Below are 23,944 nucleotides of genomic sequence, written 5' to 3' on the forward strand. Positions count from 1 at the left end.
CCGCAGTGCCATTTTCCAAGGCCGCAACTCGTTTTTCAAAAACGTCAGTGGTCGGGTTGGTCAGGCGAGTATAAATATTGCCAGCATCGGTTAAGGCAAAACGGCCAGCAGCTTGAGCAGCGTCCTTGAAGACGTATGACGTCGTTTGATAAATTGGCACAGCGCGGGCACCAGTTTCATCAACGGTTTGTCCGGCGGTAACTTGCAATGTTTCAAAATTTAGTTTTTTACTCATGATAAAGCCTCCAGTTTATTTTTAAAGTTATGTAACGTGGTATCTCAATTCTGGTGCCGCTCGCCTCCTTTTAGATTGTTTTTTAGTGGGCTTTTGCAACAACGCTGTAAATAAAAAGCCGTCGTCCCTATGCTGAATCAGCATAAGGGACGACGGCTATCGCGTTACCACCCAAATTTATATCGACCTCACGATCAATACCTTAAAAAGTACAGTTATATACTCTGCAATGTATCGCTTGCTAACGGTGCGTACGCACTGGCTCCAAGTTCATCTTCATCTGGGCGGTGTTGTTTCTTTCCACCAATCGAAACTCGCTGTAAGCACGTTCCAGACTACTCTTCTTTTCGTTGCCATATATATTAACTTGTGTCTTAAACTATCATCATCTTTTTTTAATGTCAAGCTCATTTTTAAAATTTGTTATTTTATATTAAACTGGTATATCAGACTAATAATGCTGATATAATGGTAATGGTTGGTCTTGATTACGAATGTAACTGTAATTACCAATTTGGCGACCCTTTATGGTAAGAAAAAAGTTTTTTAATTTTTTTTACACTTGACAACAGTAGCTACTTTCTCGTATGCTAACGCTTAATTAATAGTGACGTTGAACAGAAGAGTAGTGACGCTGAGTGAGAACAGTGACCCTTGTTAAGTGGAAAAAGGGCTCGATCGTGTCATGAAGATGAGCTGGGAGTCATCGCTAGGTTAACGCCTGGTGGTCGGTAGCAACCGTTATTTTGCTAGGTATCAACTGGTACTGATCAAGGTATTTTGGCGTGAGTCAGATACGAAATAGGGTGGTAACACGATAAGCGTCCCTTTGTGAATCAATTATGGTTCATAAAGGGACGTTTTTGTATTCAATAATACAGAAACTTTTCCAGGGGAGGATGAGTTGATATGAATCTACAACAAATGCGCTATGTTTTAGCGGTCGCTGCTAATGGTAGCTTCCATGAGGCTGCTAAAGCCTTGTATATTTCGCAACCGAGTTTGTCTCATGGGATTAAACAATTAGAACAAGAATTAGAAGCGCCATTATTTGAACGAACGCGGCAAGGGACCAGCTTAACGACGGCAGGCCAAGATTTTGTTACAAGCGCACAGAAAATCATTCAGCAGGTTGATCATTTGCAGCAGCATTTCGACACTAGTACAACGGAACAACATTATTTTTCTGTGGCTGGACAACATTATGATTTTATTGCGATTGCTTTATGTCGGTGCTGACACAGTACAGTGATTATCGCTATATTCGTGTTTTTGAAAGTACAGCTTTAGAGGTGATCAAGGATGTGGAGCATGAACATAGTGAGCTGGGGATCCTTTTCTTAAATGATTACAATCAGTCGACCTTATTACGGTTATTTGAACAAGATGAACTGGTTTATGAGGAATTGGGTGTGTTCCAAACGCATATTTTTGTCCGAACGGGCCATCCATTAGCCAAAAAAACAGCCATTAGTTTGGCAGACTTAGCACCGTACCCGCAAGTACGTTTTACTCAAGAAGCGTCATATCCAGATCTAGCGGAAGATCCCTTGGAGCCACCTGTAACTGGCGCCGTGATTGCTATTAATGATCGGGCAACGATGAGCCGCATTGTCGCACGGACGGATGCCTATGGTTCTGGTTCGGGTATTTTAGAGGCACCAGGGGAACAAGGCTTGATCATGCGGCCATTGCAACATTCGCCACGCAATCGAATGATTATTTTACGTCGTAAAGGGCACGAATTATCTGAGATCGGACAATACTTTATTACGGCCTTACGAACCTATTTTGCCACGCAACATTCTGGATTATTTAAATAGCGTGATAGAAAATAACTATCCTGCTGCTAAACCGCTAGTGGCCATGGCTACAGCATACTTTTGATCAGCTGTTAACGATATTTTTAGGAACTAAGATAAAAATTAACTATTAGCAAGGCTTTGACACTGTGGTTGAAATTGACTAGCATAACTGGTAATCAAACAGCAACGCAATGCCAAGATGAGTACAACTGAATCAGCGTACAGCGAGTTTCAATCAGTGTAAGGAAACCGGTGATCAGTTGGAAGATGGTCTTGATGCGCGTTTGCTTGTGAGCTTTTTAGTTAGCAAGCAACGGTGACAGTCGTTATTTTGTCGACACTTATTTCATTCAGTGTCCTAAGGTTTTAACTGTGAAGTTAGAACAAACTAAGGTGGTACCACGTGCAGGCGTCCTTTCCGATTTTCGGGAAGGGCGCTTTTTGATTAGCGTGTGTTCGAAAAAAGCGTAAACAGTGCGTATTTCTATTTAACACTGCTAGTTGCAGCGTATTAAGCTATGCGGCAACGTAAGGGAGGTGACCAAATGTATTGGCAAAAGTCCAAATGGTGGTGGCGCTTGGGTATTGGCCTGTTATTGTTGGGTGCTTATATTGGGCTGTACCAACTACGTTTAGCCCAAGCAGCGCCGACTAGTGGCAGCGGGGCCACGGTCACATTAACCAATGTTTCCTATGATTCGACGCGGGAATTCTATCAAGCCTATAACCAAAATTTTCAGAAATATTGGCAGCGTAAAAGCGGCGAAAAAGTAGCTGTAGCAATTTCAAATGGTGGTAGTGGTAAACAAGCCAATACAGTGATCGAGGGTAATCAAGCTGATGTGGTCACTTTAGCCTTGGCGCCGGATATTACCAGCATTCAGCAGGCCGGCTTACTTAAAGCTAATTGGCAGCAACGTTACCCAGATAATGCCGCACCTTATACGTCTACCGTTGTCTTTTTGGTTCGTAAGGGCAACCCGCAGCAGATTCGCGATTGGCCTGATCTACTTAAGCCGGCGGTTAATATCGTCACACCAAATCCAAAAACATCGGGTGGCGCACGGTGGAATTATTTAGCAGCTTGGGCCTATGCCAGTAAAAAATATCACAGTACAGAAAAAGCCCGCCAATTTGTCCGGAAATTATACCAAAATGTGACCGTCCTCGATTCTGGTTCCCGTGACGCCACCACAACTTTTGCTGAAAATGGTCAAGGCAATGTGTTATTAACTTGGGAAAACGAGGCTAAGCTAGTGTGCCAGCAACATCCCGGCGAGTACGAGATTATTACACCTAGCATCAGTATTAAGGCTGAACCTAGTGTTGCAGTGGTTGATTCAGTCGTTGCTCAGCGCAATACAGCAACGGTGGCACAGGCCTACATTCAGCATTTGTATTCAGTTAAAGCGCAAAAAATAGCGGCACAAAACTTTTATCGGCCCACCAATCAAAAGGTAGCGCAAGCATACCGCAAAGAATTTCCGGCGTTGCAATTAGTCACTATCAACGATCCATTATTCGGTGGCTGGGCGAAAGTACAGAAGCAACATTTTGCCAATGGTGGTATTTTTGATCAAATCTACGGAGGGGGCTGACAGCATGCAGCAAACAAGTAAGCGATTAATTCCAGGTTACTATTTTAGCTTGGTGATTACGCTGTTAGGTGTGAGCTTGATCGTTTTATTACCCTTCGCTGCACTGGTCATTTCCGGTTGGCAAGTGGGTGCGCAACAATTCTGGCAGGAAGCAACCAATAGTCGCGTACTTGCTAGTTACTTAGTCAGTATAAAAGGGGCGCTGGTGGCGGCAATTATCAATACTGGCTTTGGTTTGTTGTTGGCTTGGGTATTGACCCAATATGAATTTCCAGGCAAATGGTTGCTGGATAGCTTACTGGATCTACCGTTTGCTTTGCCAACTGCTGTTGCCGGAATTGCGTTGGCTTACTTGTTCTCTGATCAAGGCTGGTTAGGACGTTTGGTCGTGCCCTTAGGCTGGAAAATTTCTTACACTTTTAACGGTATTGTGATTGCAATGATTTTTGTTACCTTACCGTTTGTGGTGCGCGAAATTCAACCAGTATTGGAACAGTTGGATTTCAGCGTTCAAGAAGCAGCCTATACCCTTGGCGGCGGGACTAGTACCATTTTACGGCGCTTAGTTTTACCAGAGATTTTACCAGCGTTAGTTTCCGGCTTTGGCCTGGTGTTTGCTCGTTGTCTTGGTGAATATGGCAGTATTGTTTTCATTGCTGGCAATCAGCCCTATCACACTGAGATCACGCCGCTACTGATCATGTTCAAATTAGAAGCACATGATTATAGTGGCGCTACCGTTTTAGCGTTAGTGATGTTGCTTTTCTCATTTACGTTTAGTTTTATCATTCATAGTTGGCAACGCTGGTTATTACAGCGAAAGGGGTGAGTCAATGCAGTTATTACAAACTAAACCAATAAAATGGCTGCTCTTGGTGTTAGCCTGGCTGTTTATCGGCATCGTATTGGTGTTACCAGTTGGCTTGGTTCTTGTACAAGCTTTCGCCAGCGGCTGGCATACATATCTGACCACAATCAGCAGTCTGGTCACTTTGCAAGCTATTAATTTGACGGTGACGGCTACCTTGATCTCGATCGTATTTAATTTAGTTTTTGGTGTCAGTGCGGCTTGGTTGATTGCCTTTTATGACTTTCCGGGCAAACGACTACTAAATGCGCTGATCGACTTGCCCTTTTCCGTTTCACCAGTTATTGCTGGACTGATTTTTATTTTAACGTTTGGGCGAGGCGGTTGGCTGGCGCCGTTGTTCAGTGCAATTCATGTTCAAATTGTTTTCGCACCGCCAGCTATTTTCTTAACCACTGTTTTTGTCACCTTTCCGTTTGTTGCCCGCGAAGTGATTCCAGTGTTAGAAGCTAAAGGCCGTGAAGAAGAGCAAACGGCCGCCTTACTTGGTGCTAGTTTTAGTCAGATTCTGTGGCAGATTACTTTTCCAGCCATTAAAGCGCCAGTAGCTGGCGGTTTGGTACTGGCGACGGCACGAGCGCTCGGTGAATTTGGCGCCGTGGCCGTAGTTTCCGGCAATATTCAAGGTAAGACGCTGACATTATCGTTGCTGGTGCAAAACTTATATAACGATTTTAAGTTCAACGAAGCTTTTGCAGTGGCAACGATTTTACTGGGTTCAACGATATTAGTGGTTTTGCTGAAACAGCGGTTACTCAAAAATTAGCCGTTTTCGCGATTATTTTGAAGGAGGTCAACCATGTATATTGAATTTAAAGGGATCACCAAACAATTTCAGCAACGACAAGTTTTAAATGATATTAATTTTGGTGTCAAAGAAGGAAGTATCACCGCACTATTAGGTCCTAGTGGTAGTGGGAAGACAACAATCTTGCGCATTCTCGCTGGCTTAGAAACGGCTACAAAGGGCTCGGTGTCAGTGGCGGGACAAGTGGTTGATGAATTAGCACCCCAAGCGCGCGGTATTGGCTTTGGTTTTCAGAATTATGCGTTATTCCGCTATTTAACCGTTTATGAAAATATCGCTTTTGGTTTAAAAACGCAGCATTGGCCAGCAACAAAAATTAAACAACGAGTAACTGAATTATTGGCGCTAACTGAATTAACAGCGTTAGCCCAGCATTATCCGCAACAACTATCTGGCGGTCAAAAACAACGGGTCGCCTTTGCTCGTGCGATTGCGCCGCACCCAAAAGTTTTATTGTTGGATGAGCCATTCGCTGCATTAGATACGCAAATTCGGCGTGAATTGCGTAGTTGGCTGAAACAATTGATTCATCGTGTGGGGATCACCAGTATTTTTGTCACACATGATCATGAAGAAGCGATTGAAACAGCTGACGAAATTGTGGTGATCAATCAAGGTGCTATCGAACAAATCGGTGCACCGACCACAATATATAATCAACCAACTAGCTTGTTTGTTGCTCAATTCATCGGCCATTCAAGTCAGTTATTATCGCCTAACTTACAAGGTTTTAAATTACCGGTTCGGCAGAGTTTTAAAGCTTATATTCGACCTGAACAGGTACAAGTTTTTCGACAAAATGAGCAGCCACCGACTACGGGTACATTAGAGCGGGCGTTCGTTGTCAATACAACCTTCAGCGGCGCAGTTGTCAGCGTGGCATTAAAGTGGCACGGGCAAGCTTTAATGGCTAATCGTTCTCCGTTGCAAGCACCGCTACATCACGGGGAAGCAGTTTTAATTTTTATTCAACAAGCTTTAATTTTTACAGATGGTAAAAGTGAATTACAACGTAACCTACAGCCAGCAGCGGCGTATGCCTTATAAACGGAGATGAAGCGTGTGGAAGAAAAAGTCGTTGAAACGGACTTACTAGTGATTGGTGGCGGTGCGGCTGGTTGTTACGCTGCTCGACACGCCGCCCAATTAAATCCTAAATTACACATCACAATTGTTGAAAAGGCTGATATTCGGCGTAGTGGTTGTTTGGCAGCAGGGGTCAATGCCTTGAATGCCTACATCACTAAAGGCAAAACGCCTGACTTTTACGTAGATTATGCTAAAAATGATGCGGCGGGAATTGTTCGGGAAGATTTATTATTAACGCTAAGTCAGCGGCTAAACAAGGTTACTGCTGAGCTGGAAAAAATCGGCTTAGTGATTTTAAAAGATGAGCATGGCGAGTATGTGGCTCGTGGTGATCGCAATATTAAAATCAATGGCGAAAATATCAAACCACTATTAGCTCGAGCTGTCCGCAAACAACGGCAAATTAAAATCATTAATCATGTGAATATGGTCGATTATTTAGTGGCGGACCAACGAATTTATGGTGCAGTGGGTTTTAGTGTTATCGCGGAACAAGCTTATATTTTCCACGCTAAAGCCGTGATCATTGCCACAGGTGGTGCGAGTGGTTTGTATCGGCCTAACAATCCAGGCTTTTCTAAACATAAAATGTGGTATCCGCCTTTTAACACTGGCGCCGGTTACGCCATGGGGTTACGTGCTGGTGCTGAAATGACCACCTTTGAGATGCGGTTTATCGCCTTACGTTGCAAGGATACGATTGCACCAGTTGGCACAATCGCTCAGGGGGTCGGTGCTAAGCAGGTCAACGCATTAGGCGAAGTTTACGAGCAAAAATATGGGTTGCGGACCTCTGAGCGAGTTTACGGCACTGTGCAAGAAATGCAAGCCGGCCGTGGTCCCTGTTATTTACAAACGGATCAAATTAGTACCGTGCAAGAGCAGGATCTCTATCACGCCTACTTAAATATGTCGCCAGCGCAAACATTGAAATGGTTGGAAGCTAAACGTGGTCCCCGACAGCAGAATGTGGAAATTGAAGGCACTGAGCCTTATATAGTTGGCGGGCATGCCGCTAGTGGCTATTGGGTCAGTACGGAACGAGAGACCACGATCCATGGGTTATTTGCGGCTGGGGATGTTGCCGGTGGGGCACCACAAAAATATGTGACGGGTGCGTTGGCCGAAGGTGAGATTGCAGCAGAAGCAGCAGTCCAGCAATTAGCCCAAACTGATATATCAGAGCCGGACTGTATTGCTCCTCAAGTGACGACAATTTTACAACAGGCACAACGGTATCTACAGCGAACCAGTAGCTTTTACCAGATTCGTGAAATCGAAGAAGGTATGCAAAAAGTAATGGATAGTTACGCTGGTGGGATTGCTACGCACTACGAATATAATGGCCAACAATTAGCTTTAGCTCAAGAAAAAATCATGCAATTGCAGCAATTGATTGAACAAGTAGCCGCAGCTGATATGCATGAATTAATGAGCCTATACGAAGTGCGGGAACGGTTATTGATCTGTCAGTGCGTCATTGCCCATTTAGCCGCCCGTAAGGAAACCCGCTGGCACAGTTTTGCCGAGAATCTTGATTATCCACAACAAGATCCACGGTTTAATAAATACGTTAATTCGGTTTATCAAAATGGTGCGATCCACATTATTTACCGCGATTTAGTCAAAAGGGGGCAACACTATGAGCATCAAAATTGATCGTGACTTGTGCATTGGTTGCGGCCGCTGTGTTGACATTTGCCCCGGTAACTTAATTCAAATGGTTGGCGAGGGCAAGGACCGAAAAGCTGAAATGATGTACCCCGATGAGTGCTGGGGCTGTATTTCTTGTATCAAAGTTTGTCCGGTACAGGCGATTAAGTTTTATCTGGGCGCTGATATCGGTGGTAATGGCGGTGCGTTAATTGCCAAACCAGAACGAACTGTGATCCATTGGTCGATTTATGATCAAGAAAAAGTCACGCAAGAAATCGATATTGATCGACGCAACGCGAATAAGTATTAGCTTGTTTGATTTTTTGGCCTAGTTGAATTAGTAACTATTATAGATACACAAAGGAGCATAAAATATGGATCATTTAGACGAACTAGAAGCGGAGAGTATTTATATTTTCCGTGAAGCTTATAAAAATTTAGGTAAACTCGGCCTGCTGTGGTCGATTGGTAAAGATTCCACGGTATTACTTTGGTTAGTGCGCAAGGCCTTTTACGGGCACACACCGTTTCCGTTTATTCATGTTGATACTAGTTTCGAAATGCCTGAAGTGCTGGAATACCGTGATCGCGTAGCTGGTGAATTAGGGCTAGATTTGATTGTGTACACGAATCAAGATGCCGTTGATCAAGGGATGAATCCAAAATTAGGGCGGTTAATGTGCTGTGGTGCTTTAAAAACCGTTGCTTTGAACCAAGTTGTCAAAAAGTACGGTTTTGACGGTTTGATCGTCGGTGTTCGTCAAGACGAGGAAGGTTCACGCTCCAAGGAACGAATTTTCTCTGAACGGAATCAGCAGGATAAATGGGATTATACCAATCAACCGCCAGAATTATGGGACGAGTTTAAAACTGATTTTCCCAAGGGGAATCATATCCGCGTCCATCCCTTACTGCACTGGACGGAGCTAGACATTTGGGAATATATTCAACGTGAAGGAATTCCGATCATCGATTTATATTTTGCCAAAGATCACTAGCGCTATCGCAGTCTCGGATGTGCACCTTGTACCGGGACCATTGAATCTGACGCCAGCAACGTTAGCGAAATCATTGCTGAATTGAAGCAAACCAAGATCAGTGAACGAGCTGGTCGTGCCCAAGATCAAGAAGACGCCTACGCTATGCAGAAACTACGGCAGTCAGGTTATATGTAACCCAAGCTTAACTTAAAAATTGATGAAAGCAGGATGTTTATGGATAATTCAGAATTACACATCGTTATGGTCGGCCACGTTGACCACGGTAAGTCGACGGTGATTGGTCGGTTACTTTACGATACGAAGTCATTACCTGAAGGGACGATCGATAAAGTTAAACAGATTGCTAAAGAGACCGGTAAGCCATTTGAATATGCTTATTTACTCGATGCCTTTGAAGAGGAACAGAAACAAGGCATTACTATTGACACAACACAACTTAAATTTCACACAGACAGTCGTGAATACGTCATTATTGACGCGCCTGGGCATAAAGAGTTTTTAAAAAACATGATTTCCGGTGCTTCGGACGCTGAAGTTGCTTTTTTGATCGTTGACGCCGCCCGCGGAGTCGAAGAACAAACAAAACGGCACGCCTATATTTTACGTTTACTGGGTATTCGACAGATTTATGTTTTGATCAATAAAATGGATCTAGTTGATTATGAGCAGACACGCTTCACCGCAGTTAAAGCAGAGGTTTCGGCCTTTTTAGCTACGTTACAATTACAAGCTGCTGGGTTTATTCCAGTCTCCGCTTACTATGGTGAGAATTTACTGCAGCGTTCAGCCAAAATGCCTTGGTACACTGGTAAAAGTTTTATCACTACTTTGGACAGTATCCAAGCAAAGCCAACGCCAGTTGATCAGCCGTTACGCTTGCCAATTCAAGATGTATTCAAATTTGACGATCGGCGGATCATTGCTGGCCGAATTGAAGCTGGCGCGCTACAGGTGGACGATAAAATTAAGCTATACCCCAGTGGCCGCGAAACCGTGGTAACTGAGTTTGCCAATTGGGCCCCCGGGATGCGAAAGTTGACGCCAAAGTCGGTCAATCGGTTGGCATTCAGCTACAAGATGAATTTTTCAATCAGCGTGGCGAAATTATCACACGCAGTAGCGACACACAGCAGCCAACAGTCGCTAATGTAGTTCAAACCAATCTATTTTGGATGGGCCAAGCGCCATTAGTTGCGGGTAAAAGTTATAAATTGAAAATTGCCACCCAACAAGTGATCGCGCGCGTATTGAAAATTTTAAAAGTGACTGATGCTAGTACTTTAGCAACGCGTGAAGATGCCACAAAAGTACAATTGAATGACGTGGCGGAAGTTGTTTTTCAAACGGAAACGCCGCTGGTTTATGACTTGTTTACCCAGCAGCAAGTGACTGGACGATTTGTGCTGGTAGATGGTTACGATGTTACCGGTGGCGGAACAATTACGGAACATTACCAAGGCGATACTGAACTAGATGGCGCAATTTTCAGCACGGCTAAGACGGATTATCAATTGAATTTATTTGATCAATATTGCTTAACCGCTGGTGGTCAAGTGGTGACCCGTGAGCATCAGGGTCATTATCAAATTGGTGCTGAATTGCCCCTTAAAGGATCTGGTTATACGTATCCAACTGATTTTGCGATTTTGTTGACTCGTCAAGATCGTGTGTTGATCGTGAATGATGGGCGCTTTAGTGGTGTGCGCGCCTTAAGCAACTACCATGAACAACTGCCGCTGGTCAATCAACGCGGTGCGCGGTTAAATTTATTCACTAAGACAGATTTACCGCAATATTTGATGGAACGTGAAACGCTTAATGACAAAACTAAACCAGCTTTTTATCAAAAATGGCTTGATTTTGACGCCTATCATCAAATTGTGATCGAGGATATCTAGGGAGGCTTTAATAATGGGCTATCAGATAACGTGGGCGGATGCTAAGCTCAACAAAAATGAACTAAGTAAATTAAAGAAAGATGGCTTAGATGTTTTTCAGGATCTACCTGAATTGGTCAAAAAGCCATTTACTGAGATTGATAAAAGCTATTATATGTATTTTAAATTTGCTGGTTTAACCGTACAAAAGCCGCAGGAACAAGGTAACTTTATGCTGCGCGTAAAGATCCCAGGCGGCACGATCAACTTGAAGCAAGCCCGACATTTGGCTGGTATTGCAACTGAATATGGCCATGGCTATCTAGATTTAACCACGCGCCAAGCCGTGCAGTATCATTGGATTCCTTTTGCAAAGCTACCAGAGGTTTTCGCAGGGATCAATGCAGTTGGTTTAACGACACAAGGGGCAGAAGGCGATATTACCCGGAATGTGATCGACAATCCATTATCCGGGATCGACCCTAACGAATTATTCGATACGCGGCCAGCTGTTCAACGGGTGCATCACTTATTCCAAGGAAACCGCGACTATTCTAATTTACCGCGGAAGTTTAAGATTTCAATTAATAGTAATATCTATAATGCCGGTAATGCGGAAATTAACGACCTAGCATTTGTCCCAGCAACAAAAAGGATTAATGGCCGCACAGTTAAGGGCTTCAATCTAAAAGTTGGTGGCGGCTTAGGGATGCGGCCGTACCTTGGCTTGGGGCTTAATATTTTTGTGACGCGTTCGCAGGTTGCCGCAGTCGCTGAAGCTGTGGTCAAGCTTTACCGTGATAACGGGTATCGGCGCAGTCGTACCAAAGCGCGGTTGAAATTTTTGATTCAAGATTGGGGCGTTGCTGAGTTTGAAGCCAAATTACGTGAGCAACTACCTAAACTTGCCACGGCTGGTGATAGTGCAGTGGTTGGTTGGTCCAACGGTACTGCGCTAGGCATTCATCCGCAAAAGCAAGCTGGGTATTATTATGTCGGTGTTAGTGTACCCGCTGGCCGAATCAGCGCTGCGGATTTCAGGGCTTTTGTTGATTTGGCGGCTAAGTATGGCCGCGATGAGCTACGTTTTGATCATGGTCAAAATCTATTGATCCCTTGGATTGCAGCTGCGGATTTAGCAGCAGTTAAGGCGGCGCCAATTTTCAATAAATTTTCTTATCAGCCACACAATTTAGTTGATTTTGGCACAACTTGTACGGGTGCTGAGTATTGTAACCTAGCCTATACCCATACTAAAGAAATTTTTACCCCGCTGTTGGCGCAGTTAGACCAGAAATTTAGTTTTAGTCAACCAGTCCATATTACCTTGACTGGTTGCGGCAACGGTTGCGCGCATCGCAGTATTGCGGATATTGGCATTGAAGGCTTAACGGCAAAGACTAAGGACGGTCAGCGTGCAGAAGCTTTTAAAATTGCCGTCGGTGGCAGCTTATTGGATGGTGGTCACTTTACCGAGGTTTTAAAAGGTAAATTATTCACGACTCAATTATATGGTGCCTTAGCAGCGTTATTAGCTGACTATCAAACTCAGCAATTACCGGACGAAACTTATTACGCTTACTTTCAGCGCTTAGGTGTGGCCCATTTTCAAGCAATTTTAGATACTTATTTAGCCCAAGCTGCTTAAAGGAGAACTAGATGAAAATTAAAATAATTTATACCAGCTTAACTGGTAACACCCAAGAAGCAGTGGAAGTTTTAAGTGATGCGTTAACGGCTAAAAAAATCGAAGTTGAAACTTTTGATAGTGAAGATGGTATCGAAGTAGCTGATTTTTTCACTGAGGCGGACGCCTATGTGTTAGCCACATTTACCGACGAAGATGGCGTTGTGCCGGATGGCATTATTGATTTCTATGATGATATCGCTGATTTTGATCTGACCGAAGTACCCATTGCTGTTTTAGGTACTGGTGATACTAGTTACGTTGATTTCTGCCGTGCAGTCGAGTTATTAGCCGAACAATGTCAGGCCAGTGGCGCACAAATTACCGTGCCATTATTAAAAATTGAATTAGCCCCAGAAGCTGAAGATGTTGCGGCAATAGAAAAATTTGCCGAACAGTTAACACAGCAGGTGGCCGCAAGATAGGGGGATGTAGGGATGACCCAAGGTATTCTTTATGTATTACATGGTCGGCGCAATAAAGTGCCACAAGCTAACCTAGCATTATTGCGAACGTTGCGGCAAGAATTACCATTGCCACAAGCACTAGGATTTTTAGAAGGCGAGCAGCAAACCCTAGAAGCTGCGTTTACTCAATTACAACAGCAAGTTGATGAGGTGATCGTAGTGCCCGTTTTGCTATTTGCTGCAACCCATGTGCGGCAAGACTTACCACAACGCTTGCAAGCTATTCAACAACCTAATGTGACGGTGACGCTACTGGAACCGTTGGCGACGACTAACGCAATTTTTGAGCACTTACAACGACAATTAATTGGCGCCTGTCAGCAAGCACCGCAGCGGCCGGTTCTATTAATTGCCCACGGGACACCGCATTTTGCGGAACCTTACCGGCAATTGCGCCAGCTCGCTAGTAAATTACAAGCGACGGTAGCAGTACCAGTGAATGCCGCTAATTATATTGGTGATCACCGTTTCACTGAATTATTAGCAACACAAGGTGAGCCGCCAATCGTGCAGCGTTTATTTTTAACTGATGGCCGCATTGCCGGCAAAATCAAACAAGCGATCCAGCAACAGGTTCCGACAGCACTATTTTTACCAACGTTAGAAAATCAAGCTGCTGTGAAGCAGGCAATTTTAGAACGATTGACGGCAGTCCGTGTGCTGGAAAAAGTTTAAGCAAAACAAAAAAGAATCCGTTTTTGGATTCTTTTTTGTTTGCTGCATATTAATCTGTGGCTTTAGCGCTGAAACGACTCTTAATGACACCGACAATTGCGGGAATTAATGAAATAACCACGATGCCGATGATGATTGCTGAAAAGTGAGCTTTAACAACCGGAATATTGCCGAAGAAGTAACCTGCACCGCAGCAAAGTGCAACCCAAGCGATGCAAGCGATGAGGTTATAGCGAATGAAGCGCCGATAGGAAAAGCCAGAACCAGCAGCAACAAAAGGAACAAAGGTACGAATAATCGGCATGAAGCGCGCCAAGATAATCGAAACGGCGCCATGTTTGTCGAAGAATTCTTGGCCTTTGGCGAGGCTATCCTCGTTAATGAAGCGACGGAACCAACGAAAACGGGAAAGAATTCGTTCAGCATTATGGCCAATCCAATAATTAGATGAGTCACCGCCGACACAGGCGATTAAAAAGATAGCAACAAAGAACCAAATATTTAGATGATATTCTGGATTAGCAGCTAAGGCACTGGCCGCAAACAACAAGGAATCACCTGGTAGAAACGGTAAAATAACGGCACCAGTTTCGATGAAGATAATTGCAAATAAAATAAAATAAGTTGAGTTACCAAAAGTATTAACAATTGTAATTAAATGACTATCGATATGCAAAATAAAATCGATCAACATGCTCATAACTTCGTTTTCCCCCAATTTTAGGTCAAATCTGTTATGAGTGTAGCAGAAAAAACTTAGACTGTCTGCATTTTTTGAATTTATTTAACTTTTCGCAAGTGAAAACTTGCAAAAATATTTTTTAGGGAACATAATAAAAAATAAGGTAAGCGATTAGTAGGATTTAAATTAACTTGTTACAATTAGCGACTTATAAAGAAGGTAGAGCAAATGAATTATATTGTTGTTGGATTATTTGCATTTTTTGGTGGCGGGTGCCGGTATTTACTAAGTAGTTGGTCGACGACATTTCCCTGGGGAACACTAATTGTTAATTTAGTTGGTTGTTTTGTGCTGGTGTGGTTGACGCAGTACTTAGCGCAAATCTTACCATTATCGGAACGTTTGGTATTAGGCGCCGGGACTGGCTTTGTTGGTGCTTTTACCACTTTTTCAACATTTAGTTTAGAAACGATTAAGTTTATTCAAACCCAGCAATACTTGGCGGCAGCACTTTATGTCGGTATCAGTCTGGTTGGTGGCCTGGCGTGTGCGAGTGCTGGTTTGTTGGTTGGTCAGCTAGCACATCGACGGGAGGGTGCTCATGATTAATTTTGTTTTAGTTGGTGGCGGCGCTGCATTAGGTGCTTGTGCACGATATCATTTAGGTGAACTGGGTAAACGCTATCTCTCAGTTAACTTTCCGATAGTGACCTTATTTTTAAATATCAGTGGTAGTTTTATTTTAGCCTATCTTTTCGGCCACAACCTAGCGACACCGCTGTATTTATTTTTAGGGACAGGAATTTTAGGTGGGTACACAACTTTCTCAACCTTTAATTCAGAAATGGTTTTGCTGTGGCAGCAACATCGCTATCAAACAATGCTATTGTATTGCGGCAGCAGCTATTTATGCGGATTGTTGGCGGCAATTGCCGGGTTATGGTTGGCAACAATTAAATGAGCAAGCTCTCATCTGATTTTTACTAGAATATTATCTGAATTTGTTATGATATCCCTTACAATAGGAGCTTGGGGGGCTTATCCATGTTTAATCGACATAATATCTTATTCATTTACTTAATATTTCTCGGCTTACAGTTTGTCGCTATCGATTCATTTTGTCCAAATGTACCAGTCGGCGATAGTTCAATCGCAATCGTCGGAGAAAGTGATGATGGTAAGGCCGGTAATAGTGGCAGCAGTGGTAAAGCTGGAAATAGTGGTCGGCGTGGTCGTTCAGGCCATTCGGCAGCAGTCATTCAGGCGGCTAAGCAGCACACTAATGAATTGCAACAACAAGTGGCTGAACTGGATAAAAGGCAACTATCAGTTAAGGGGCTGGCGATGATGGTCTTTGGCTTAGAGGCGATCTTGACTTTACCGTTAGTTGTTTTTGGGGTGATGAGTCTCAACTTAGAGGCCAAACAAGCCCGGCGACGTGAACAAAAGGCATTGACGGCAACTGATTTTGAAAAAGCATATATGTGATCATTTTGCAGAAAAGTTTGGCTATAGGAGTCAAACTTTTTTTATTAAGTTAGGCGAACGTACGTTTAAAAATAAGTCGTTTTGTGCTATGCTTTGTACAACTATTTTAGCGGACAGTATTATGTGTAGGAAGGTGCGGCTTTGACAACAATTAAAATTTTAGCGCTGGCTTTAGCGGCAGATCAGCCCAATACATTTACATTGACACAATCCTTTTGGCAGCATCGCTATCGGGTACAAACACAGGGCTGGTTAGCTAAATTTGAACAAGCCGGCTTGTTACAACAAGCGACTGCGCCTATGCTGAGTTTACAGCAAAAAACAGTAGCCCAATTAAAACAATTATTACGAACCTATCATTTAAAAGTTAGTGGCCGTAAAGTTGACCTACTAAACCGGCTACAAACAGAATTAACGGCAGCTGAGTTGGTTAGACAATGCCCGCAACAATTTTACCGCTTAACTCCAGCTGGAATTGAGTTAGTACAACAGCATCGATCTGTTCAGTGGCTACATGACTATTATGTGGCTGGAATCATCGATTTTACGGCAGCAAAGCGGACTCAGTTACCAACTGATTTGACCCTTGATGCCACCTTGGCCTGGTTACTTGATGCGGCACAGGTGCAAGCGCAGCAACAAAGCAATTGGCCGCAAATTTACTATGTCGCTCATATACGGTTTCAAATTGCTTGGCAAAGACAGCATGTTGGAACAGCGTTGAATGCGCTGTTAGATTGTATTTATTTAAAGCTGGCTGGTGTTACACAGGTAGAAAAAGCAACGCGTGCAACATTAGATTGGCAGACGACGGCCTATAAAGTTGAGCCTTTTTATAATTACATTCTGCAACAGATCATGCATGACTATCATATGACGACTGATGATATCAGCAGCGCTTTTGCTCAACGTTGTCAACACTTAGCCGTACCCCACAAATTATTTAGCGATAGTGAGATGCAACAATTGCTACTGTGGGCTTTAACTGGACAAGATCAGTTAAGTCAACAATTGTACCAGACTAAAAAAGCTAGGTATGAGGGCGCTGTCAGTTAGGCGCAGAACATGGTACAATAAATGTAGTTACAAACCGGTTTTTTGGTCATTTAATTGTATAGAAGGGGCGAAGCATATGTTTAAAGAAAAGTCGACTAAGTCACAGGTACCTGCTTGTCATGCCATGCATGGTCATCATTATTTATTAGAACATCCCCAATTATTGTTGCCATTAGCGGTTATTCATGTGGTTCCGTTAGCACTTTTTATTCATGGTGCTTTTAAATATGCGACCTTGCGTGAAAAGCGTAAACTAGAACAAGAACGGACTAAACAAGCCAAATATGAGGCAGAAAATGCTTAGTCAGCAAAGTGAGGCCGGTGCGTGTGAAAAGTAGAGCCAATAAGTTTGTCGTTTATTTTTTTATGTATCTATTACCGCTAGCATTGTTTGATTTTTTTTGGATCGTAATGTTACAAAAGGCAGTGCGTTTAGGCTATCGCAATGATTTGTTGCAGATTCAAATGAATAGCTTTGAAATGTTACTTACGGCTTTGATCGTTGCAGTAGTTTTTAATTATCTATGGCAGTATGTGGTTAAGGGCGTCGCTAAGCAACATCAGGATCAGACACCTGATCATCTTGGTGGACTGTTGAAGGGGTTCTTAGGTGTGCCCGGGTGGCTTAATTTATTGGTGGCAGTGATGATTGCCTTTGTTTTAACAATTATTGTGCCACGTCATTTAGTTATTATTGAGATTCGTAGTTGGTTAGTCTTATTGTGTGCTTATGGTGCTATCGGATCGTTTTATAATGGCCAAGATGATTTGATCCATATTGTGAATGGGGTCGAACGTTGGCCTGGTGACAATCATAACGTCTAAATTCAGGTAAGTAAGGGGAAAATATTGTGAATAAATACTATCAAATCAGCTTTTATTTTAATGGTGGCGTTCGCGCTAGCTATCATCAGCAATACGATTCAGTTGAATTAGCGCAACAGGCAATCAACTCGGTTTTTAAACAAAAAGAATTATTACAGATCGATGGTAGCGTCATTGATACTGGCAAAGCGCTTGGTTATGCCATTACACCGGCTAATACGGTGACGCCAGATGAAGTAGTTATCTGGGATATGCTTTAATTAAAAAAGCTCAGGTAAAACTGGGCTTTTTTATTTGCTTCATTATTAAAAGTAAACGTTTTACATGCACGCGAATACGTGTTACAGTCATACTGTAACACTATTAGTTACAATATAAAAATGATTTTGAAAAGAGGTTAAAAGGTTGGCAAATTATACTTTTTTACAGCCGTATACTTTTCGCTCTGGTGTGACATTAAAAAATCGCATCGTGATTCCACCAATGACAGAAACAATGAGTTTTCATGATGGTAATGTGACCAGCGATGAGTTGAATTATTTTAGTATTCATACTGGTGGGGCGGGAATGTTCATCACGCCAGTAGCTAACGTTAATGCACGGGGCAAAGGCTTTGAGGGCCAATTAAGTGTTGCTGGCGATGAGTTTATTCCCAGCTTGACACGAGTTGCGCATACTATTCAGCAAAATGGCACCAAAGCCATTCTACAAATATTTTCGGCTGGGCGGATGAGCAATAGTCAAATTTTGCGTGGTCAACAACCAGTTAGTGCCAGTGCAATCCCCGCACCGCGACCACATTCAGAAACACCACATGCGTTGACTGAAAGTGAAATTGAACAAACTATTAGTGATTTTGGTAATGCCGTACGGCGCGCAATCAGTGCTGGTTTTGATGGCGTTGAATTACATGGCGCGAATACTTATTTATTACAACAGTTTTTCTCACCACATTCTAATCAACGGACTGACCGTTGGGGTGGTAGCTTGGAACATAGAATGCTTTTTCCGATTGCTGTTATTCAGTGTGCACAACAAGTTATTGCTAAATATGCCACTAAGCCATTTTTACTAGGCTATCGTATTTCGCCGGAAGAAGTTGAAAAACCAGGTATTCGAATTGCGGATACGTTAGCTTTTATCCATGTTTTACGGGAACAAAAGCTAGATTACTTACATGTTTCCATGGGGAACGCTTGGCGCACATCACTAAATGATAAAAGTGACCCGCAACCCTTGATTGAAAAAATCAAGGCTGTCACTGGGACACAGTTACCCTTGATTTCAGTCGGTAATTTACAAACGCCAGCGGATGTTGAGAAGGTCATGGCTGCTGGTATTCCGTTAGCGGCGCTTGGTCGTGAAAGTTTAGCCGAACCACACTGGGTTCAGAAAGTACAAGCTGGTGAAATTGATCAGCTACGCTACGAAATCAGTGCAGCTGATTGTGCTGAACTTGGAATTCAGCCGCCATTCTGGGCTTTTTTAGCAAAATTGATGGGGCATAGTGGCCATAGTACTAGTCAACGCCAACAGGATGCAAAGCATTTAGATAAAATGTTTAGTTGATGTTTCCACTAGCTTTTACCGTGGCTTTCTTGTATGATAATACACATAAGGTGGCGATGAAATGCTTAGAAAAACAAAGAATTTTCTTAAAGCAAATGGGTACCATTATAAGAAAAAATATCTTTCGCCCTTAGTCGCGCCGGAAAACTATTACGTTTTGAAGTTCGGCAAGAATCATTTGAATAATCGTTATATCGTTCAATACAGTTATACTTGGACCGGACGAATGAAAGTAACTCAGATCGATTTGCGCTTGCACGGGCAAAAACGGCCACGAGTTTTCGCAAACGAGGCGCAGCTATTAAGTTATCTAAGGAAACATTTGAAATGATAACTGAGGGCACCCAAACTTTAGATGAAGAAGTCAGCGTTGAATTAGTCGCTGGCTTTTTTATTAGCGCTTTTAAGTAATTGAGTAACTAATTTAACAATTTTTTTGTTATTTTTTGGATTATAAAGGATAAAAAGGTCAATTTTGAAAAGCCATTAGCTATGGTTAAGTAAGTGTTTTCTTTTACTTGCTCAGATTGTAATAAAGTTGTCATACACGGGTAATTGCGTTGTAATTTCAATGCTTTATGATAGGGATTGGTGAAAGTGATAAAAAAATATTAAGGGGTACACAAATGACAACAATCAGCAAACAAAAATTAGTTAAGGGTGTCACTGCCGGCATCATTGGTATCGCAGGTGCAACTCTGCTTAGCGTTGCCACAACTTCAGATGTAGAAGCCGCTACAACGGGAACCGTTACATACGAACCCGGCGCAACGACTGTTTGGGATAATTCAAATACACCATCACCAATTCGTTATTTGGTGAAGGATCAAACAGTTAATATAGAAGGCCAAAAACAACAAGCTGGCGAAACTTGGTATAATATTGGAAATAATGAATGGGTACCAGGCAAGTATTTAAATGTGACTGAAGATGGCAACACAGCTCAGGCACAGGCTTCACAGGCGCAAGCACAACAAGCTGCTGCGGCAACGACAACAACGACTGCTGCTGCAGCAACAACTGCTCCGGCTGCGACAACAACAACGACAACTTCAAGCAGTAGTGCTGTTCAAACAGCAATTAATGCTGCTAAGTCACAAATTGGGGTCCCTTACGTTTGGGGTGGTGCAACGGCAGGTGTTGGGCTGGATTGCTCTGGGTTAACACAATATGCATTAGCACAAGCTGGTGTTCAAGTTGGACATAATACTGTTGCTCAGGAAAGTGCTGGCCAAAAAGTATCCGTTAGCCAATTACAAGCTGGCGACCTTGTATTCTGGGGTAGTGCTGGAGCCACATATCACGTTGCCCTTTATATTGGGAACAATCAATATGTAGCTGCACCACAACCTGGTCAAAGTGTTGAAATTGAAAGTATTAGCAGTTACTACATGCCATCATTTGGTGTACGTGCCCTTTAAGTAACTGATTAAAAACGTGTATGGCGTACTTAGCTTCTTTTTGGCTTTGTATTAATTCTAAGTTAATCTAGGTACACGTTGAAAAAAAGCATTCGAAAATAAAGAAGGCCATGACATGATCCACTTATGCCATGGCCTTCTTTTATTGCACTTATATTTCAATTTGCGAGTTATTTTGTTATTTTTGTAATATTTTTGTAACGTTTTCGTCATTTTTATGGCATAATGGAGCTAACCTAAAATAGCAGGTACTAATTTAGGTAATATTAGTGATAACTTACTTTCCGTTAGTTGAAGTAGAGTGGAGGAATTAACATGCTGACGCAGCGGCGTGAATTGAAAAATAAGCAACATAAATTATTGGTTTATTTAGCGGATCTATATACGCAGCACAGCACAAGTGGCGCTGATCAAGCGCATCAAGTGGGGGCTGCGGTCGCAACCTGCCAGATCTGTCACGAAATAAAAGTACTACACGAAATCATTGATGAGATCACTGCGGAGTTAAAGCAGACAGAAGCACCGCAGCCACGGCGTAAGCGCCGGCGTACGGTGAAGGTTGATAGCCGCTTCTCGGTTTTTTGTTTATCAACTAAAAATGGTAGTAATTATTTTGTCCGCGCGGCTAACTTAGCAGCGGCAATGGATTTAATTGTGCGGCAAGGCAAGCAGGTTGTTGCGTACACAACGGTTGGGGCTAATTTCTATACTGCAATTGCTTTAACTAATCATGGTGAACTGAAAAATATTGCGCAATTATTGCAAAAAAAGCCTGACTTTCTCGGCATTATTGCGGTCCGCTCATTACAAGAAACACCAGCAATGACTTATTGAGACTTGACAAACATGAAAATACAAGTAGAATTAAGCTAATTATCCGGTAAAACAATGAAAAGATGAGTAAGTCGATAACTGATTTTTTAGCGAGTCTCAGTGAGTGTGAGGAGACAAATCTGGCCGACTGAAGATGGTCTTTTTAAAAAGCGTCAGCGAGTGGTAACACAAGGTGACGATGGGTGCGCCCATTATAGCGCCAGGGTATTAGTTTTTGGTACCTGATAAGGCCATCACTATGAAGTGGTGGTAAAACTAGGTGGTAACACGAATGCATTGGCGTCCGTCCTAGAATCGTATAACGATTCAGGCGGGCGTCTTTTTTTGTCTAGAGATATTGAGCAAACCAGTGGCTAAAGTAATAAACAGGAGGAATTTTTATGAGTGCAGTTATTAAATTAGAGCATATTGATGTGACCTTTAAAAGTAAAACACGGACGGTGCAAGCCGTTCATGATGTTTCATTATCGGTTGAAAAAGGTGAAGTTTACGGTATTGTTGGTTATTCTGGTGCCGGTAAGAGTACATTGGTCCGTGTGATCAACTTATTGCAGCGGCCAACTAAGGGCCAAGTTGAAGTTAACCAGCAAGATTTATTAGCTTTAAAACCAAAAGCCTTACGTCAGGCACGCAAAAAGATTGGTATGATTTTCCAGCATTTTAATTTAATGAATGCACGGACAATTGCTGACAACGTAGATTATCCATTGAAAAGTTCAAAATTAACTAAGGCGCAGCGCCGGGCTAAGGTTGCTGAATTATTGGACCTAGTTGGGTTATCCGATAAGAAGAATGCCTACCCAGCACAACTTTCCGGTGGGCAAAAGCAGCGGGTCGCGATTGCCCGTGCCTTAGCTAATGACCCCGAAATTCTGATTTCTGATGAGGCAACCAGTGCATTAGATCCTAAAACCACATTATCTATTTTGGAGTTATTGCGTAGTCTTAACCAACGCCTAGGGTTAACTGTTGTTTTGATTACGCATGAAATGCAGGCGGTTAAAGAAATCTGTCAAAAAGTAGCAGTGATGGAAAATGGCCAGATCATTGAGCGTGGGGACTTGCTACATGTTTTCAGTCAACCACAAAAACAATTGACCAAAGACTTTATTAATACGGCAACACAAATTGAACAAGCTTTAGGCAAGGTGTTACAACAACCGGCAATCAAGCACTTACGATCAAATGAGCGCTTGGTCCAGCTTTCTTATATTGGTGATAGCACAGATCAACCGATTATTACTGAATTGTACAAACGTTATTTAGTTACTGCCAATATTTTATTTGGCAATGTGGAAATCTTACAAAACACACCTGTAGGCAACTTGATTGTAACGTTAAGTGGGACGGAGAAAAATCTAAATGCGGCCACTAGTTATTTGCGTCAAGCTCAGGTCAATGTACGTGAAATTAAGGTTGGCCGTGATGTAATTCCATTAACGAAAAAAGAACACGCATAGAATTTAAAAGTAGAAAAGGAGTCTTTGTTATGGTAGCTATTTTTGCGCATTATTTCCCCAATGTGGTTGGTATTAGTGATGAATTTGTTCAAAGTACTTGGGAGACTATTTATATGGTTGTTGCAACCGCAATTATTGCTGGTATTATTGGTATGTTTCTCGGCGTTGCTTTGACCGTGACGGAGCCAGGACATATTTTGGCACAACGAACGGTTTACAGTGTTCTAGATAAATTAGTCAATTTATTCCGTTCAATTCCATTTATTATTTTGTTGGCCGTCATTGTGCCCTTTACTCGATTATTAGTTGGTACTTCGATTGGGACCACAGCCGCAATTGTGCCACTAGTTTTAGGTTCAGCACCGTTTTATGCACGCCAGATTCAGAATGCGTTGGTTGAAGTTGACCCTGGTATTATTGAAGCTGCTGAATCGGTTGGTTCAAGCCCACTAGAAATTATCTTTCGTGTCTATTTAAAAGAAGGTTTATCCGAAATTATTCGTGTTTCAGTAGTGACACTGATCAGTGTGATTGGCTTAACCGCGATGGCTGGCGCAGTTGGTGGTGGCGGCTTAGGTAATTTAGCCATCAGTGTCGGCTACAATCGTTTTCAAAATGATGTGACCTTTATTTCGATGATCATTATTTTGTTAATGGTTTTCATCGTACAAGTCGTCGGCGACTTTTTTGCCCGTAAAACGGCCCATTAAAAATACTGATATCAAAAGCAGGTATTGCCAATTATTTCAAAGGCGATATCTGTTTTTTTGGTCGAATGATGTTGGCGCTATTTGTTATACTAAAGGCAATGATAATGTAGCTTAGCGAATGATAAAATTAGTA

The 23,944-nt window shown here is 42.6% G+C and carries 29 protein-coding genes; 27 read left to right on the forward strand and 2 right to left on the reverse strand.

The annotated features are described in order from the left end of the window. Window positions 1–235 (reverse strand): PLP-dependent transferase (locus EKM80_RS02960; protein WP_164509491.1); only part of this gene is annotated, 235 nt, incomplete at its 3' end. A gap of 909 nt (window positions 236–1,144) precedes the next feature. On the opposite strand from EKM80_RS02960, the gene EKM80_RS14990 reads away from it, so the two are divergent. From EKM80_RS14990 to EKM80_RS03020, 14 genes are all read left to right on the forward strand, one after another. Beyond that, a complete protein-coding gene (locus EKM80_RS14990; protein WP_225418796.1) occupies window positions 1,145–1,474 on the forward strand; it encodes a LysR family transcriptional regulator in 330 nt (109 codons plus the stop codon). Then, window positions 1,462–2,058 carry a substrate-binding domain-containing protein gene (locus tag EKM80_RS02965; RefSeq protein WP_225418797.1) on the forward strand — a complete coding sequence of 199 codons (597 nt, stop codon included), beginning with the start codon at window positions 1,462–1,464 and terminating at the stop codon, window positions 2,056–2,058. Before EKM80_RS14990 ends, EKM80_RS02965 begins: the two co-directional genes overlap by 13 nt. 527 nt (window positions 2,059–2,585) lie before the next feature. Further along, on the forward strand, window positions 2,586–3,638 hold the full coding sequence (locus EKM80_RS02970; RefSeq protein WP_125551638.1) for a sulfate ABC transporter substrate-binding protein: 1,053 nt from the start codon (window positions 2,586–2,588) through the stop codon (window positions 3,636–3,638). A gap of 4 nt (window positions 3,639–3,642) precedes the next feature. Then, window positions 3,643–4,467 carry a sulfate ABC transporter permease subunit CysT gene (gene cysT, locus EKM80_RS02975; RefSeq protein ID WP_125551639.1) on the forward strand — a complete coding sequence of 275 codons (825 nt, stop codon included), beginning with the start codon at window positions 3,643–3,645 and terminating at the stop codon, window positions 4,465–4,467. A gap of 4 nt (window positions 4,468–4,471) precedes the next feature. After that, window positions 4,472–5,272: a sulfate ABC transporter permease gene (locus tag EKM80_RS02980; RefSeq protein WP_125551640.1), complete on the forward strand. Its 801-nt coding sequence runs from the start codon at window positions 4,472–4,474 to the stop codon at window positions 5,270–5,272. Window positions 5,273–5,305: 33 nt separating this feature from the next. After that, the gene (locus tag EKM80_RS02985; RefSeq protein WP_125551641.1) at window positions 5,306–6,361 is read left to right on the forward strand and encodes a sulfate/molybdate ABC transporter ATP-binding protein; all 1,056 of its coding nucleotides are present in this window, start codon (window positions 5,306–5,308) and stop codon (window positions 6,359–6,361) included. Between the two features lie 15 nt (window positions 6,362–6,376). Further along, window positions 6,377–8,062, forward strand: a complete 1,686-nt coding sequence (locus EKM80_RS02990) for an adenylyl-sulfate reductase subunit alpha (RefSeq protein ID WP_386699246.1) — start codon at window positions 6,377–6,379, stop codon at window positions 8,060–8,062. After that, a complete protein-coding gene (locus EKM80_RS02995) occupies window positions 8,046–8,369 on the forward strand; it encodes a 4Fe-4S dicluster domain-containing protein (RefSeq protein ID WP_125551643.1) in 324 nt (107 codons plus the stop codon). The genes EKM80_RS02990 and EKM80_RS02995 overlap by 17 nt, the downstream gene beginning before the upstream one ends. Window positions 8,370–8,433: 64 nt before the next feature. After that, window positions 8,434–9,057, forward strand: coding sequence for a sulfate adenylyltransferase subunit CysD (gene cysD, locus EKM80_RS03000; RefSeq protein ID WP_225418798.1), 624 nt, complete (start codon window positions 8,434–8,436; stop codon window positions 9,055–9,057). Window positions 9,058–9,273: 216 nt separating this feature from the next. Continuing rightward, the gene (locus EKM80_RS14995; RefSeq protein ID WP_225418799.1) at window positions 9,274–10,212 is read left to right on the forward strand and encodes a GTP-binding protein; all 939 of its coding nucleotides are present in this window, start codon (window positions 9,274–9,276) and stop codon (window positions 10,210–10,212) included. Between the two features lie 20 nt (window positions 10,213–10,232). After that, window positions 10,233–10,958: an elongation factor 1-alpha C-terminal domain-related protein gene (locus EKM80_RS15170; RefSeq protein WP_386699250.1), complete on the forward strand. Its 726-nt coding sequence runs from the start codon at window positions 10,233–10,235 to the stop codon at window positions 10,956–10,958. Between the two features lie 13 nt (window positions 10,959–10,971). Next, complete coding sequence (locus EKM80_RS03010) at window positions 10,972–12,585, forward strand: nitrite/sulfite reductase (protein WP_125551644.1); 1,614 nt, start codon at window positions 10,972–10,974, stop codon at window positions 12,583–12,585. Between the two features lie 11 nt (window positions 12,586–12,596). Beyond that, window positions 12,597–13,049: a flavodoxin domain-containing protein gene (locus EKM80_RS03015; RefSeq protein WP_125551645.1), complete on the forward strand. Its 453-nt coding sequence runs from the start codon at window positions 12,597–12,599 to the stop codon at window positions 13,047–13,049. 12 nt (window positions 13,050–13,061) lie between these two features. Next, window positions 13,062–13,766 carry a sirohydrochlorin chelatase gene (locus EKM80_RS03020; RefSeq protein WP_125551646.1) on the forward strand — a complete coding sequence of 235 codons (705 nt, stop codon included), beginning with the start codon at window positions 13,062–13,064 and terminating at the stop codon, window positions 13,764–13,766. A gap of 49 nt (window positions 13,767–13,815) precedes the next feature. Here the strand turns inward: EKM80_RS03020 and EKM80_RS03025 are convergent, their stop codons facing one another. Beyond that, the gene (locus EKM80_RS03025; RefSeq protein WP_125551647.1) at window positions 13,816–14,466 is read right to left on the reverse strand and encodes a VTT domain-containing protein; all 651 of its coding nucleotides are present in this window, start codon (window positions 14,464–14,466) and stop codon (window positions 13,816–13,818) included. Window positions 14,467–14,676: 210 nt separating this feature from the next. Here EKM80_RS03025 and EKM80_RS03030 point away from each other — a divergent pair, with 210 nt between their 5' ends. The 13 genes from EKM80_RS03030 to EKM80_RS03090 all read left to right on the forward strand — a co-directional run bounded on the left by EKM80_RS03030 (window position 14,677) and on the right by EKM80_RS03090 (window position 23,811). Further along, the gene (locus EKM80_RS03030) at window positions 14,677–15,057 is read left to right on the forward strand and encodes a fluoride efflux transporter FluC (protein ID WP_125551648.1); all 381 of its coding nucleotides are present in this window, start codon (window positions 14,677–14,679) and stop codon (window positions 15,055–15,057) included. Further along, window positions 15,050–15,409 (forward strand): fluoride efflux transporter FluC, encoded by a 360-nt coding sequence (locus tag EKM80_RS03035; protein WP_125551649.1) that lies wholly within the window; start codon window positions 15,050–15,052, stop codon window positions 15,407–15,409. Before EKM80_RS03030 ends, EKM80_RS03035 begins: the two co-directional genes overlap by 8 nt. A gap of 83 nt (window positions 15,410–15,492) precedes the next feature. Further along, the gene (locus EKM80_RS03040; RefSeq protein ID WP_125551650.1) at window positions 15,493–15,936 is read left to right on the forward strand and encodes a hypothetical protein; all 444 of its coding nucleotides are present in this window, start codon (window positions 15,493–15,495) and stop codon (window positions 15,934–15,936) included. Between the two features lie 141 nt (window positions 15,937–16,077). Continuing rightward, complete coding sequence (locus EKM80_RS03045) at window positions 16,078–16,992, forward strand: SAP domain-containing protein (RefSeq protein ID WP_125551651.1); 915 nt, start codon at window positions 16,078–16,080, stop codon at window positions 16,990–16,992. Window positions 16,993–17,068: 76 nt separating this feature from the next. Then, window positions 17,069–17,296, forward strand: coding sequence for a hypothetical protein (locus EKM80_RS03050; protein WP_125551652.1), 228 nt, complete (start codon window positions 17,069–17,071; stop codon window positions 17,294–17,296). 23 nt (window positions 17,297–17,319) lie between these two features. Continuing rightward, window positions 17,320–17,817: a hypothetical protein gene (locus EKM80_RS03055; protein ID WP_125551653.1), complete on the forward strand. Its 498-nt coding sequence runs from the start codon at window positions 17,320–17,322 to the stop codon at window positions 17,815–17,817. A gap of 26 nt (window positions 17,818–17,843) precedes the next feature. After that, entirely contained in the window at window positions 17,844–18,077 is a 234-nt protein-coding gene (locus EKM80_RS03060) for a hypothetical protein (protein ID WP_125551654.1), read from the forward strand. A 145-nt stretch (window positions 18,078–18,222) separates the two neighbouring features. After that, window positions 18,223–19,386: an NADH-dependent flavin oxidoreductase gene (locus tag EKM80_RS03065; RefSeq protein WP_125551655.1), complete on the forward strand. Its 1,164-nt coding sequence runs from the start codon at window positions 18,223–18,225 to the stop codon at window positions 19,384–19,386. Window positions 19,387–19,447: 61 nt separating this feature from the next. Further along, complete coding sequence (locus EKM80_RS03070) at window positions 19,448–19,717, forward strand: hypothetical protein (RefSeq protein ID WP_125551656.1); 270 nt, start codon at window positions 19,448–19,450, stop codon at window positions 19,715–19,717. 295 nt (window positions 19,718–20,012) lie between these two features. Next, window positions 20,013–20,807: a C40 family peptidase gene (locus EKM80_RS03075; RefSeq protein WP_125551657.1), complete on the forward strand. Its 795-nt coding sequence runs from the start codon at window positions 20,013–20,015 to the stop codon at window positions 20,805–20,807. Between the two features lie 315 nt (window positions 20,808–21,122). Beyond that, complete coding sequence (locus EKM80_RS03080) at window positions 21,123–21,641, forward strand: hypothetical protein (RefSeq protein ID WP_125551658.1); 519 nt, start codon at window positions 21,123–21,125, stop codon at window positions 21,639–21,641. Window positions 21,642–22,021: 380 nt separating this feature from the next. Next, window positions 22,022–23,101, forward strand: a complete 1,080-nt coding sequence (locus EKM80_RS03085) for a methionine ABC transporter ATP-binding protein (protein WP_125551659.1) — start codon at window positions 22,022–22,024, stop codon at window positions 23,099–23,101. Window positions 23,102–23,130: 29 nt separating this feature from the next. Next, complete coding sequence (locus tag EKM80_RS03090) at window positions 23,131–23,811, forward strand: methionine ABC transporter permease (RefSeq protein WP_125551660.1); 681 nt, start codon at window positions 23,131–23,133, stop codon at window positions 23,809–23,811. The last annotated feature ends 133 nt before the right edge of the window (window positions 23,812–23,944 follow it).

It is taken from the genome of Loigolactobacillus jiayinensis, assembly GCF_003946445.1.
Taxonomy (GTDB): Bacteria; Bacillota; Bacilli; order Lactobacillales; family Lactobacillaceae; genus Loigolactobacillus; species Loigolactobacillus jiayinensis.